Origin of the sequence: Clostridium sp. (genome assembly GCF_036781005.1) — a bacterium.
GTDB lineage: Bacteria > Bacillota > Clostridia > Clostridiales > Clostridiaceae > Clostridium_B.
Window position 1 is genome coordinate 112,818 of the sequence record NZ_DAIQBT010000002.1, and the last position, 13,627, is coordinate 126,444.

Below are 13,627 nucleotides of genomic sequence, written 5' to 3' on the forward strand. Positions count from 1 at the left end.
GAGGAGGTATATTTTAAAATGAATCAGGAATTTATAGAAGCCTTAAAGGAAATAGTTAAAGAAAAAGGTATAAGTGAAGAGTTATTGTTTACAACTATAGAAGATGCGTTAGTTGCTGCTTATAAAAAAAATTATATAGGACATGGAGTAAGCAATCAAAATGTTAAGGTTACTATGAATAGAGAAAATGGAGAAATTCATGTTTATTCACAGAAAAGCATAGTAGATAATGTGGCAGATAGTGTAAGTGAAATAAGTTTAGAAGATGCAAAGGCAATAGATCCAAATTATAACATGGGAGATGTAATAAATATAGAAGTTACTCCTAGAAAATTTGGAAGAGTGGCTGCTCAGGCTGCAAAGCAGGTGGTAATACAGAGAATAAAAGAGGAAGAAAGAAGAATCATATATAATGATTTTGTTGAAAAAGAAGATGATATAATAACAGGTACAGTAATTAGAAAAGATAAAAACAATATACTGGTAAATCTGGGTAAGACAGAAGCAGTCCTTGGACCCACAGAACAAATACCTGGAGAAAAATATAATTTTAATGATAAACTTAAATTGTATATTGTAGAGGTTAAGAATACAACTAAGGGGGCTCAAATTGTAATATCCAGAACTCATCCAGGCCTTATAAAGAGATTGTTTGAACTTGAGGTACCGGAGGTATTTGACGGAACGGTTGACATAAGATCCGTAGCTAGGGAGGCAGGATCCAGAACGAAAATTGCAGTACATTCAAATGATGAGAATGTAGATCCTATGGGAGCTTGTGTTGGACCTAAAGGTGTGAGAGTTCAAAATATAGTAAATGAGTTAAAAAGTGAAAAAATAGATATAATAAAATGGAGTAAGCTCCCAGAAGAATATATAGCCAACGCCCTTAGTCCTGCTAAGGTCTTAGATGTTACTTTGGATGAAGAAATTAAATTTGCCCAGATTGTGGTGGATGACAGTCAGCTGTCACTGGCCATAGGTAAAGAGGGGCAAAATGTGAGGCTGGCAGCAAAGCTTACAGGATGGAAGATAGATATAAAAAGTAAATCACAAAGTGATATAGAAGATGAAAAAATTGATTAAGGTGGTGTTTGTATGAAAAAAAAGAAGATACCGCAGAGAATGTGTACTGGATGTATGGAAATGAAGCCTAAAAAAGAACTTATAAGAATAGTAAAAAATAAAGAAGGAGAGGTTTTTGTAGATCCAACAGGTAAGAAGAACGGCAGAGGAGCTTATATATGCAGGAATAGCGAATGTCTTGAAAAAGCTTTTAAGAATAAGAGAATTCAAAAGAATCTTGAAATACAGATAGATGATGCATTGTATGATAGTTTAAAGGAACAGGTAGAAAATGAAAAATAAATTTTTGCGTTTTATGGGATTAATAAAACGTGCAGGAAAGCTTTTAGAAGGATATAATATATGTAAAGAAAAAGTGAAAAAAATAAAGTCTATTTTATTGTAATGTGCCATGATATTTCTGAAAATACGTGGAATAAATTTTTAAATTACAGTAATAAATATAAAATACCAATTGCAAAGCTGCCATATAGCAAAGAAGAACTTGGAAATGCAATAGGAGCAAAGGAGATAAAAGTTATAGGGGTCGCAGATAAAAATATGGAAGAAAATTATATGATTTATGGCAGGAAGAGGAAAAACTTTAGCTCGGGGGTGAATAGTTTGTCGAAAATAAGAATTTATGAATTAGCCAAAGAATTGAATATATCAAGTAAAAGGTTGATTACACTGCTCTTGGAGGAATTTGGAGTAGAAGTGAAAAATCACATGAGTGTAATAGAAGAAGAGGATGCAGATTTAATAAAAGAATTTATTGAAGAAAATGAAGGCAAGGAAGAATATCTAGAAGATAAGCATGAAAGTTTGCCAGAGGGGAAATCTGAAAAATTTAAAAAGAATGCGATAAATACAGTTAAACCTGTAAATGGGAATAAGGGGAAACGGGATAAGGCTTCCAAGGATTTGGAAGAAAAAGTTTCTAAACAAAATAATGAAGTGGAAATAGAAGACACCATAACAGTAAAAGAATTTTCTGAAAAAATAGCTAAACCTACTACAGAGGTTATAAAGCAGCTTATATTTATGGGGGTAATGGCAGCCATAAACCAGGAGATAGATTTTAGTACAGCAGAAAAATTGGGAGAAAAATTTGATGTTACTGTAGTAAAGAAGAAAGAAGATATGGATAAAGGTGTGGCAGAGCAAGAGGAAGATGAGGAGGAAGATATTAATTTAGAAAAAAGGCCTCCTGTTGTGACAGTTATGGGACACGTAGATCATGGTAAAACATCTCTTTTAGATGCCATAAGAAAATCCAAGGTAACTGCTACAGAAGCAGGAGGAATAACACAGCATATAGGTGCCTATACTGTTACAATAAATGGAGAAAAGATAACTTTCCTAGATACTCCAGGGCATGAAGCTTTTACTGCAATGAGAGCTAGAGGTGCTCAAATAACGGATATAGTTATTTTGGTGGTAGCTGCAGATGATGGAATAATGCCTCAAACTGCAGAGGCAATAAATCACTGTAAGGCAGCAAAGGTGCCTATAGTTGTAGCTATAAATAAAATAGATAGGCCAGGTGCCAATGTGGATAAAGTAAAGCAGGAACTTACAGAATATGAACTTGTACCAGAAGATTGGGGAGGAGATATTATATGTATTCCTGTATCTGCACATACCAAAGAGGGAATTGACACACTTTTGGAAATGGTTCTTTTAACGGCAGAAATGCAGGAATTAAAGGCAAATTCAAATAGAAATGGTAAAGGTACTGTAGTAGAAGCTAAATTGGATAAAGGAAGAGGAGCAGTTGCAACACTTCTTATTCAAAATGGAACTCTTAGTGTGGGAGATTCTATAATTGTTGGAAGCACCTATGGCAGAATCAGGGCCATGTTTGATGATAAGGGAAATAAAATTAAATCGGCGGGACCTTCCATACCTGTGGAGATACTTGGATTATCTGAGGTACCTGCAGCAGGAGATAGATTTCATCAGGTGAAAGATGAAAAAACTGCAAGGGATGTAGCAGAAAAGAGAAAACAAAAAATAAGAGAAGAATATCTGCAGTCCACTCATAAAGTTTCACTGGAAGACTTATATAATCAGATAAAAGAGGGAAAAGTAAAAGAACTGAATATAATAGTAAAAGCAGATGTTCAGGGTTCTATAGAGGCATTAAAACAATCTCTTCAAAAACTTTCCAATGAAGAAGTAAAAGTTAGGGTAATACATGGTGCGGTGGGTGCCATAACAGAAACAGATGTAACTTTGGCATCAGCTTCAAATGCTATAATAATAGGATTTAATGTAAGACCTGATAGCAATGCACAAGCTGCTGCAGAAAAAGAGTCTGTGGATATAAAGACTTATAGGGTTATATATAATGCTATAGAGGATATAAAAGCTGCTATGGTAGGAATGCTGGAGCCAGATTATAAAGAGGTTATACTTGGAAAAGCGGAAATAAGGCAGATTTACAAAATATCCAATATAGGCACTATTGCAGGATGTTATGTACAAGAAGGTAAAATGGTGAGAAATTGTAAGGTTAGAATAATAAGAGATGGAATAGTTATATTTGAATCTGAACTGGCATCTTTAAAGAGATTTAAAGATGATGTAAAAGAAGCGGCAGAAGGATATGAATGCGGCCTTTCAATTGAGAAATTTAACGATATAAAAGAGGGCGATATTGTAGAGGCTTATGATATAGAAGAGATTAAGAAAAAAGAGTTATAAAGTTATAAATGGAGAGGTGATAATTTATGACTAATTACAGAATAGGAAGAATAAATGAAGAAATGAAGCGGGAGATAAGTAACATAATTAGAAATGATATGAAAGATCCAAGACTTAGTGCCATGGTAAGTGTTACAAAAGTGGATGTAACAAAAGATCAGAAATATGCAAAAGTATTTGTAAGTATTTATGGAGAAGATAAATCCAAAGAAGATACTTTTCAGGCACTTAAAAGTTCAGAGAGTTTTATAAGGAGGGAAGTAGGGCACAGAGTAAAACTTAGGAACACCCCGGAAATAATCATAGAAATGGATAATACCATAGAATATGGCATGCATATAAATGAACTTCTCCATAAAATAAAGGAGAATGAAAAACATGATAATGAATGATATAATAAATAAAATAAAGCACTGCACTAAGATTGCAATAACTTTTCATTCTTCTCCAGATGGAGATGCAATTGGAAGTTCACTTGCGTTATTTCAAGGGTTAAAGAAAATTGGAAAAGAAGTTGAAATACTTTCAAAGGAAGAAATGTTGGAGGATTTTAAATTTTTACCTGGAAGTGAAAATATAGATCACAATAAATTTAAGGCAGGCACAGATACTGAATGTGTAATAGTACTGGATTGCGGAGATGTAAAAAGAATAAATGCAGAGTTAAATTTTCAGGATAAAAATTATATTATAATAAATATAGATCATCATTTATCCAATGAACTTTATGGGGATTTAAATTATGTGGATTCAAATGCAGCAGCAGTATCTGAGATAATATACCAGATGATTAAGCTTATGGGAATTGATATGGATAAAGATATAGCAGAGTGTCTTTATACTTCTATAATTACAGATAGTGGCTCTTTTAGATATCCTTCCACTACTTCTGTAACCCATACTATAGCGGGAGATTTAATTAATACAGGCATAAATTTTAGTGAAATACACAGGGTAATTTTTGAAAACAAGAAATTTCGAAGAATCAAACTATACGGAAAAGCCATAGAAACTATGAAATTGGCAGCTGAGGATAAGATCTGCATCATAGAAATTACAAGGGATATGCTCTTTGCTTTAGGCATAATGAAAGATACAGATACTTCAGATATTATTAATATAGGGATGAAAATAGACACTGTGGAAGTGGGAGTTCTGTTAAAAGAGGTTGAGCAAGGAGTGAAGGTAAGTCTTAGATCTAAATCCAAGGTAGATGTGAGAAAGATAGCAGAGATTTTCGGCGGCGGAGGGCACTTGAGAGCCAGTGGATTTGTCATTTTAGATAAACCTATTGCAGAAGTAAAAGATATGGTACTTGTGGAAGTAAAAAAAGAGCTGTTATGATGGATGGAATTTTAAATATAAATAAGCCAGAAGGTATGACCTCTTTTGATGTAGTGAGAAAAGTAAAATTTATGGTAAAAGGTAAAAAAGTAGGTCATATAGGCACCCTTGATCCAATGGCGTCTGGAGTACTTCCTGTTTGTGTGGGTAGGGCTACAAAGTTTGCGGACTATATGGTTGAAAGCAAAAAAATATATTTGGCCCAGTTAAAACTTGGGATTACTACGGAAACTTATGATAGAGAAGGAAGCATAGTAAATACCAAAGATGTTCACCTGAAAAGGGAAGATATAGTAAAAGAGATTTTAAGTTTTCAGGGAGAGATAGAACAGGTGCCTCCCATGTATTCTGCATTAAAAATAAATGGTAAAAGGCTTTATGAATTGGCAAGAAAAGGCATAGAAATAGAGAGAAAGAAAAGAAAAATAACCATATATTCCATAGAAATTGTAAATATAGAGTTACCCTATGTTTTATTTAAAGTAACCTGTTCAAAAGGTACTTATATTAGAAGTTTATGTAATGATATTGGAAATAATTTAAACTGTGGGGGTACTATGTGGAATTTAAAAAGATTAGCTACAGGCAATTTTCATATTGCAGAGTCTATTTCCCTTGCAGATTTACACAGTGAAAATATATCAAGTTATATTGTACCTATAGACAAAGCCCTTTATAGATATCCTGAAGTTGTGGTAGAAGACAAGTATGTAAAAAAAATATTAAATGGAATAAGTATAAAAGATGGAAGCTTTTTAAGTAGAACAGTAGAAGATATCCTATATAGAGTATATATAGAGGGGAATAAGTTTATAGGTATTGGAATAAATAAAAATTTTCAATTTAAAATGGTAAAATTATTTGTTTGAGGTAATCAGATATGATAGTTATAGAAGATAATTTTGAAAGGCATTTTATGAAAAGTACATATATTGCATTAGGAAGTTTTGATGGGCTACATTTGGGTCATATGAGCTTAATAAATAAAACCATCAAACTTGCCAAAAGTAATGGCGCAAAAAGTATGGTGTTTACTTTTAAGAATCATCCCTTAAGTACTATAAATCCAGATTTGGCACCTAAAATTTTAATGGATACTGAGTGCAAGGTAAATGTATTAAGAAATGCTGGATTGGATATAATAAATATGGCAAACTTCAATAGGGAATTTATGAAAATTCATCCTGAAGATTTTGTAATTCATCTTTTAAATAATTATAGGGCAAAAGGAATTATAGTAGGATTTAATTATAGATTTGGATATAAAAATCTTGGGGATGTAAGTTTGCTTAAAAAAATGAGTAAGAATTACAAATTTTCTCTAAATGTAATAGATTCTGTGAAATATAAGGGGCAAGTAGTCAGCAGTTCAATTATAAGAACACTTATATCGGATGAAGGGGACATGAAAAAGGTAAATAAACTTTTAACACGTCCTTTTGCAATACAGGGTAAGGTAATACATGGAAAACACCTTGGGAGAAAATTGGGTTTTCCTACAATAAATTTAGATTATGATAAAAAATTCATAATACCAAAAGGTGGAGTTTACTATACCATAGTACAGTTGGATAATGGTATATTTAAAGGCATAACAAATGTAGGGTACAATCCTACTACCTGTGATAATAGGCTAAGTATTGAAACTCATATATTAAATTTTAACGAGGATGCATATGGAAAAAATGCAAAGATACATTTTATAGAGAGAATTAGAGATGAATTAAAGTTTAATGGTTTATCTGAATTAGCCAATCAACTAAAAAAAGATAAATTGTATGCAAGTAAGAAAAAATTACAAATTAATTTTAAAAATTAATTTACAATAGTAAGTTTATTTGTTATAATTACAGGCGTGATCCTTATGCTAAGAATATCGATTTGCCGACGGCATTCTTGGGATAAAGGGGAATAACAATTGGAGGTGTAACATAATGGAAAAGGCAGTTAAACAAGAAATAATGGAAAAGTATGCAAGACATGAAGGAGATACAGGTTCTCCAGAAGTTCAAATAGCACTGCTTACTACAAGAATTAATCACTTAAATGAGCATTTGAAGATTCATAAAAAAGATCACCATTCAAGAAGAGGACTTTTAATGATGGTTGGTAAGAGAAGAGGACTTCTTAACTATTTAATTAAGCAAGACATTGAAAGATATCGTGCTATTATTAAGGCATTAAATTTGAGAAAATAATTTTTGGAGCGGCTTTTACCGCTCCATTGTTTTAAAAAATTGTAATTTATTGAGAGGAGGGAAATTTTTAATGAATGAAGTTATTCAAACCACTGTAGCAGGAAGAACCTTAGAAGTTGACTGTAAAAAGGTAGGTATGTTATCTAATTGTGGTATGCTCATAAGCTATGGTGATACAGTGGTTTTAATCAATGCAAATGCTTCAGATAAACCAAGAGAAGGAATAGATTTTTTTCCTTTAAGTATAGAATATGAAGAAAGGCTATATTCTGTTGGAAAGATTCCAGGAGGATTTATAAAAAGGGAAGGTAAGCCCTCAGAAAAAGCAATATTAAATGCAAGGGCAATAGATAGACCGCTTAGGCCTTTATTCCCAAAAGGATATAGAAATGATGTTCAGGTAGTATGTACGGTATTATCTGTAGATCAGGACAATTTACCTAATATAGTGGCTATGAATGGAGCATCTTTAGCACTTTGTATGTCAAGTATTCCTTTTACAACCCCTGTAGGTTCTGTATCTGTGGGTTTAGTAGATGGAAATTTTATAATAAATCCTAATTTAAAGGATAGAGAAAGAAGTACTTTGAATCTTACTGTATGTGCTACCAAAGAGAGGGTTATGATGGTAGAAGCTGGAGCATGTGAAGTGCCAGAGGATATTATGTATGATGCTATAATCTTTGGTTTTGAGGAATGTAAGAAGATAGCATTATTTCAAGAAGAGGCTATGAGAAAGTATGGTAAGAAAAAAGATGAACCTGAGCTTTATAAAGTAGAAGAGAACTTGGAAAATGAAGTAAGAGAATTTGCTTTTGATATGATAAAAGATGCTATGTATATAGTAGATAGAGATGAGAGAAATAAAGTTTTAAAAGGTATTGATGAAAAATTAGAAGAGCATTTTTCTGAAAGTTACCCAGATAATAAAAGTGATATAGCAGATATAGTATACAGAGCAAAAAAGGAAATAGTCAGAGGTATGCTACTTAAAGAACATAGAAGAATAGATGGAAGAGGTTTTGATGAGATACGTCCTATAAGTTGTGAGGTGGGATTTCTTCCAAGAACCCATGGTACAGGACTGTTTACCAGGGGATTAACTCAGGTAATGACTGTTGTTACACTAGGCTCTCTAGGAGATGTGCAAATACTTGACGGAGTAGGTCTTGAGGATTCTAAAAGATATATGCATCACTATAATTTTCCATCTTACAGTACAGGAGAGGTTAGACCTTTAAGAGGACCTGGGAGAAGGGAAATAGGCCATGGCGCATTAGCTGAAAAAGCATTGGAGCCACTTATACCAAAGGAAGAGCAATTTCCTTATACCATAAGACTTGTATCAGAAGTTCTAAGTTCTAATGGCTCTACATCTCAAGCTAGTATATGTGGAAGTACGTTGGCACTTTTGGATGCAGGTGTTCCTATAAAAAGACCAGCAGCTGGAATAGCTATGGGACTTGTAACTAGTGAAGACTTATCTCAGGAAGAAATATTAACAGATATACAGGGATTGGAAGATTTTTTTGGTGATATGGATTTTAAAGTTGGAGGGACAGAAAAAGGTATCACAGCTATCCAGTTTGACACTAAAATTCACGGATTATCCAATAAATGTATAAAACAAACTCTTGAAAAAGCAAGAACAGCTAGATTATATATACTTGAGAAGATGAAACAATGTATTCCAGAGCACAGAGCAGAAGTATCAAAATATGCTCCAAAGACCTATATAATGTCTATACCTCCTGATAAAATAAGAGATGTAATAGGCTCTGGGGGAAAAGTTATCAATAAAATAATAGCAGAAACTGGAGTTAAAATAGATATAAAAGAAGATGGAAAGATATTTGTCATGTCAGAAGATAGTGAAGGTGCTAAAAAAGCACTGCAAATAATAGATGATCTCACCAGAGAAATACTGGTAGGAGAGATATATTTGGGCAAGGTCACTAAAATAACTAATTTTGGAGCTTTTGTGGAAATACACAAGGGAAAAGAAGGACTTGTTCATATATCAAAATTAGATTTTACCAGGGTTAATAAAGTGGAAGATATAGTTTCTGTAGGAGATGAAATATTAGTTAAAGTAATTGAAATAGATAGTCAGGGAAGAATAAATCTTTCCAGGAAAGATGCCATAAAAGATTCAGAAAAGAAAGAACAAAATGAGAAGGATATACAAAAAAGGTAGCAAAATAGAAGGGCTTAGGTGCCTTTTTATTTTTTAAATTAAATTTATTTTTATGATTTTGGAGTTACTAATATAGAAAAGGGGTGACTATTTCTATTGTATAATGTATTTAAACTTAATAATGGTCTTAGGATAGTTGTAGAGAATATAGATTATGTGAATTCTGTAAGCGTAGGACTATGGGTAAAAAATGGTTCCAGAAATGAAAATGATAGAAACAATGGGATATCTCATTTTATTGAACATATGTTTTTTAAAGGAACTATTAATAGAACTGCCCTTGAAATAGCAGAATGTATAGAAGATGTGGGAGGACAGATAAATGCATTCACTGGAAAGGAAGCCACATGTTTTTATGTAAAAGTATTGGATTCACATTTGGATTTAGCTATAGATGTTATATCAGATATGTTATTTAACAGTAAATTTTTGCCAGAAGATATAGAAAAGGAAAAAGGAGTTATAATTGAGGAAATAAACATGAGCGAGGACTCCCCGGAAGATGTACTTTCCGATCTTCACAGCAGGGCTATGTGGGGAAAAGACTCTATTTCTTTTCCTATATTAGGAAGTATAGATACTGTAAAATCCTTTACACAAGAAGATTTAATAGAATACATATCCTCTTATTATATACCGGAAAATTCAGTAATTTCCGTAGCAGGCAATGTAGATTTAAATAATGTGGAAAAATTAATAGAAAAATACTTTGGCACATGGAATACACTGAATGAAAAAGTAACTGATTATTCTAAACCAGAATTTTTAAATAATCACTTTTTCAAAAAGAAAAATATAGAACAGTTACATCTTAGTTTAGGTATACCAGGAGTGGAAAATGGCAGTAGTGATCTTTATACTCTTTTGATTTTAAACAATATGTATGGAGGAATGGCTTCTTCTATATTATTTCAGAAAATAAGAGAGGAAAGAGGACTTTGTTATTCAATATATTCTTATATAACCTCTTTTAATAATGTAGGAGCAGTTGTTGTTTATGCAGGATTAAATGCCAAATATGCCTATGATGTAATAGCAAGGATAAAAGAAGAAATGTTGAAATTTTCATCTTCAATTATAACAGAAGATAGATTAAAAAAATCAAAAGAACAGTTAAAAGGAAATTATATATTAGGACTTGAGAGTATAAGCAGTAGGATGTTTAATAATGGAAAATCTCTTCTCCTTTTAAATAGGTTAAATATACCGGAAGACATTATAGAGAAGATAAATAATATAGATAAGGAAAGTATTGAAAGGGTAATGAAAAATACATTTTATAGGGGTATAGCAAATTCGTCTTTTGTAGGAAAGAAGATAGATATTCCCATTATAGAAGATTTATTGGAAAAGGATAGTATTTCTTTTAAAAAATCAAAGAAAAATTTAATTTAAAATATATAAGTACTTTCCACTTTGAATAAAATGAAAGTATTAGCTAATTTCAGTTTTGTGGCAAAAAATTTTATTTATATGCTTTAAATTATGATTTATTTTCATATAGTTAAACTCTGTAATAAGTGTATTATATTGCTCATAATATAATATAACAGATAAAACATAGGGGGATATAAGTATGGATGAAAATATAAAATTTTATAGCGATATGGAACGATATGAAATTATAAATGTAAATGATGGCAATAAATTTAATTTTTTAGGCAATAACGATGTAATAGTGGATTCAGAAGGAGTTTTAAAAATGCTTATTTTAAATGATGGCAAATCAAGGTTTAGCATTTTTGGAAAAGGTGAATTTATAGAGGTACCTTGGGAATATGTAAAAAAAATAGGTACTAAAACTATTATAATAGATGTAGATGAAAAATCTCTTAAAAAGATACGTTAATAGTATACACTAAATAAATAACATATTATCCGCTATTAGCATATTGTGTATTAGTAAATTATAGGTTAACATATATTATTTTAATTTATATGGTATATTTATGCAAGAGTTGAAATTAACTAATTAGAGTATTTAAAGTAGCGATGGACATTGTATGCCCGGAGGAATATGTCTTTCTGGGCTTATATGGGAAAGGTGTTTGTAATCAGTAACCTATTTGAGCCTAATAATTACTTAATAATAAGTTTGTAATGGAGGATTAATATGAAAATAGTGATTCAAAAATTTGGAGGTACTTCTGTTTCCACTCATGAGAGGAGAGAACAGGTAGTAGGTAAAATATTAAAAGCAAAAAATGAAGGATTTTGTCCGGTGGTGGTGGTATCTGCTATGGGTAGAAAGGGTGAGTCCTATTCTACAGATACACTACTTTCATTGGTAAAGGAAAATTTTAAAGTTGAAAACCCTCTTGGAGTAGATTTGCTTATAAGCTGTGGGGAGATAATAAGTACAGTAGTTTTATCAGATGAACTTTTAAGTAAAGGTGTAAAAGCAGTGCCTTTGACTGGAGGACAAGCAGGTATGATTACCGATAATAATTACAATAATGCTTCTGTTTTGAAGGTAAAAAAGGAAAAACTTCTGAATTTAATTAATGAAGGAAAAGTTCCTGTAGTTGCTGGATTCCAGGGAATAAGTGAAGATGGATATATAACTACTTTAGGCAGAGGTGGCAGTGATGTTACTGCATCAATACTGGGAGTTGCTCTAGATTCAGAAGCCATAGAAATATATACAGATGTAGATGGAATAATGACAGCAGATCCAGGAATAGTATCAGAGGCATTTTTAATAGAACAAATAAGTTATAATGAAGTATTTCAATTTGCAGATCAAGGAGCTAAAGTAATACATCCAAGAGCAGTAAAAGTAGCTATGAGTGGTAATATACCTCTTGTTGTAAAAAATACCTTAAACAATTGCAAAGGTACCATAATAACTAATTCTGCAATGGGAGAATCAGATAAGGTAATAAGCGGAATAACTTCTATGGATAATAGAATTCAGATTACCATAGAGCATAATGAAAATAATAAAATATACAATACCTTGTTAGAGAAAATGGCTAATAATTCAATAAGTATAGATTTAATAAATGTATTTCCAAGCAAGCAGATTTTTACTATAGATAGTAAGGATATAGAAAAATTTAAGGCAATAGCTGAAAATTTAGCTATTACGTATTCTTTAATAGAAAACTGCAGTAAAATAGCTCTTATAGGAAGCGGCATGAGAGGAATACCGGGAGTTATGGCCAGAATACTTAAGGTCCTGTATAAAGAGGATATAGAAGTGCTTCAGACAGCGGATTCGCATACTACTATATGGTGTCTTGTTAAGGGCAGTGAAACAAGAAAAGCTATAAATGCACTTCATAAGGAATTTTTATTGTATGTAAAGTAAAATGTATATCAATCTTCCAAAATGCATAAGATAAATCTGTCTGAAGGAGGAGATTGAAATGCCACAAAAAATGAATAAAGAAATTACAGAAAATCGTGCTGATAAAAAATTAGATAATATAAAAGAATTTGGCATGTCTAGTATGGCAGAAGGAAATAATAAAATTCAAATACTTCCTATAATAGGCCAAATAGAAGGACATGTAACTCTTCCGCCTGAAACTAAGGCAACTAAATATGAACATGTTATACCTAATTTGATTCTTATGGAAAATGATCCTAGAGTTGAAGGAGTGCTTGTAGTTTTAAATACTGTAGGAGGAGACGTGGAAGCAGGGCTTGCTATAGCAGAAATGATAAGAAGTTTAAGCAAGCCTACAGTATCTTTGGTTATAGGGGGAGGCCACTCTATTGGAGTACCTCTTGCTACGGCTTCTGATTATTCTTTTATATCACCTACAGCTACAATGATTGTCCATCCAATAAGGATGAATGGCTTAATTATTGGGGTACCTCAGACTTTTCAGTATTTTAATAAAATGCAAGAGAGGATAAATGAGTTTATAGTCAGAACATCTAGGATAACTAGAGAGAAATTAAGTGATTTAATGCTTCAATCAGATGATTTATTGAATGATATGGGCACTATATTAATTGGAAAACAAGCGGTAGAACAGGGATTAATAGATAAGGTAGGAGGAATAAGCGATGCCCTTAAGAAGCTGGATACTATGTTAGAAAAAAAATAGAATACTCAAAGTCACCATAGGGCAATCCTATGGTAATTTAATTATAAAAGATA

The 13,627-nt window shown here is 32.0% G+C and carries 13 protein-coding genes; all 13 read left to right on the forward strand.

The genetic code is table 11. The annotated features are described in order from the left end of the window. The first annotated feature begins 18 nt into the window (after positions 1–18). The 13 genes from nusA to V7Q02_RS01395 all read left to right on the forward strand — a co-directional run bounded on the left by nusA (position 19) and on the right by V7Q02_RS01395 (position 13,574). Positions 19–1,086 carry a transcription termination factor NusA gene (nusA, locus tag V7Q02_RS01335; RefSeq protein WP_333859161.1) on the forward strand — a complete coding sequence of 356 codons (1,068 nt, stop codon included), beginning with the start codon at positions 19–21 and terminating at the stop codon, positions 1,084–1,086. 12 nt (positions 1,087–1,098) lie between these two features. After that, positions 1,099–1,368, forward strand: coding sequence for an RNase P modulator RnpM (gene rnpM / locus V7Q02_RS01340; protein WP_333859162.1), 270 nt, complete (start codon positions 1,099–1,101; stop codon positions 1,366–1,368). A gap of 102 nt (positions 1,369–1,470) precedes the next feature. Beyond that, on the forward strand, positions 1,471–3,774 hold the full coding sequence (infB, locus tag V7Q02_RS01345; protein ID WP_333859163.1) for a translation initiation factor IF-2: 2,304 nt from the start codon (positions 1,471–1,473) through the stop codon (positions 3,772–3,774). 26 nt (positions 3,775–3,800) lie between these two features. Further along, positions 3,801–4,166, forward strand: a complete 366-nt coding sequence (gene rbfA, locus V7Q02_RS01350; protein WP_333859164.1) for a 30S ribosome-binding factor RbfA — start codon at positions 3,801–3,803, stop codon at positions 4,164–4,166. Further along, on the forward strand, positions 4,153–5,118 hold the full coding sequence (locus V7Q02_RS01355; RefSeq protein ID WP_333859165.1) for a DHH family phosphoesterase: 966 nt from the start codon (positions 4,153–4,155) through the stop codon (positions 5,116–5,118). Before rbfA ends, V7Q02_RS01355 begins: the two co-directional genes overlap by 14 nt. Further along, positions 5,118–5,987, forward strand: coding sequence for a tRNA pseudouridine(55) synthase TruB (gene truB / locus V7Q02_RS01360; protein ID WP_333859193.1), 870 nt, complete (start codon positions 5,118–5,120; stop codon positions 5,985–5,987). The genes V7Q02_RS01355 and truB overlap by 1 nt, the downstream gene beginning before the upstream one ends. An 11-nt stretch (positions 5,988–5,998) precedes the next feature. Further along, complete coding sequence (locus V7Q02_RS01365) at positions 5,999–6,937, forward strand: bifunctional riboflavin kinase/FAD synthetase (protein ID WP_333859166.1); 939 nt, start codon at positions 5,999–6,001, stop codon at positions 6,935–6,937. 115 nt (positions 6,938–7,052) lie between these two features. After that, positions 7,053–7,316 carry a 30S ribosomal protein S15 gene (gene rpsO / locus V7Q02_RS01370; protein WP_012101825.1) on the forward strand — a complete coding sequence of 88 codons (264 nt, stop codon included), beginning with the start codon at positions 7,053–7,055 and terminating at the stop codon, positions 7,314–7,316. A 70-nt stretch (positions 7,317–7,386) separates the two neighbouring features. Continuing rightward, positions 7,387–9,513 (forward strand): polyribonucleotide nucleotidyltransferase, encoded by a 2,127-nt coding sequence (locus V7Q02_RS01375; protein ID WP_333859167.1) that lies wholly within the window; start codon positions 7,387–7,389, stop codon positions 9,511–9,513. 96 nt (positions 9,514–9,609) lie between these two features. Further along, on the forward strand, positions 9,610–10,908 hold the full coding sequence (locus tag V7Q02_RS01380; protein WP_333859168.1) for a M16 family metallopeptidase: 1,299 nt from the start codon (positions 9,610–9,612) through the stop codon (positions 10,906–10,908). Between the two features lie 181 nt (positions 10,909–11,089). Then, the gene (locus tag V7Q02_RS01385) at positions 11,090–11,362 is read left to right on the forward strand and encodes a YlmC/YmxH family sporulation protein (RefSeq protein WP_333859169.1); all 273 of its coding nucleotides are present in this window, start codon (positions 11,090–11,092) and stop codon (positions 11,360–11,362) included. Positions 11,363–11,626: 264 nt separating this feature from the next. Then, complete coding sequence (gene dapG / locus V7Q02_RS01390) at positions 11,627–12,826, forward strand: aspartate kinase (protein WP_333859170.1); 1,200 nt, start codon at positions 11,627–11,629, stop codon at positions 12,824–12,826. Between the two features lie 58 nt (positions 12,827–12,884). Next, complete coding sequence (locus tag V7Q02_RS01395) at positions 12,885–13,574, forward strand: ClpP family protease (protein ID WP_333859171.1); 690 nt, start codon at positions 12,885–12,887, stop codon at positions 13,572–13,574. Positions 13,575–13,627 lie beyond the last annotated feature (53 nt).

Excerpts from the sequence above, each read along its gene's own strand:
- V7Q02_RS01375 (WP_333859167.1), top strand. The coding sequence starts at position 7,387 with ATGAATGAAGTTATTCAAACCACTGTAGCAGGAAGAACCTTAGAAGTT.
- V7Q02_RS01355 (WP_333859165.1), top strand. The coding sequence starts at position 4,153 with ATGATAATGAATGATATAATAAATAAAATAAAGCACTGCACTAAGATT.
- V7Q02_RS01395 (WP_333859171.1), top strand. The coding sequence starts at position 12,885 with ATGCCACAAAAAATGAATAAAGAAATTACAGAAAATCGTGCTGATAAA.
- rpsO (WP_012101825.1), top strand. The coding sequence starts at position 7,053 with ATGGAAAAGGCAGTTAAACAAGAAATAATGGAAAAGTATGCAAGACAT.
- nusA (WP_333859161.1), top strand. The coding sequence starts at position 19 with ATGAATCAGGAATTTATAGAAGCCTTAAAGGAAATAGTTAAAGAAAAA.
- V7Q02_RS01385 (WP_333859169.1), top strand. The coding sequence starts at position 11,090 with ATGGATGAAAATATAAAATTTTATAGCGATATGGAACGATATGAAATT.
- dapG (WP_333859170.1), top strand. The coding sequence starts at position 11,627 with ATGAAAATAGTGATTCAAAAATTTGGAGGTACTTCTGTTTCCACTCAT.
- truB (WP_333859193.1), top strand. The coding sequence starts at position 5,118 with ATGGATGGAATTTTAAATATAAATAAGCCAGAAGGTATGACCTCTTTT.
- rbfA (WP_333859164.1), top strand. The coding sequence starts at position 3,801 with ATGACTAATTACAGAATAGGAAGAATAAATGAAGAAATGAAGCGGGAG.
- rnpM (WP_333859162.1), top strand. The coding sequence starts at position 1,099 with ATGAAAAAAAAGAAGATACCGCAGAGAATGTGTACTGGATGTATGGAA.
- V7Q02_RS01365 (WP_333859166.1), top strand. The coding sequence starts at position 5,999 with ATGATAGTTATAGAAGATAATTTTGAAAGGCATTTTATGAAAAGTACA.
- infB (WP_333859163.1), top strand. The coding sequence starts at position 1,471 with ATGTGCCATGATATTTCTGAAAATACGTGGAATAAATTTTTAAATTAC.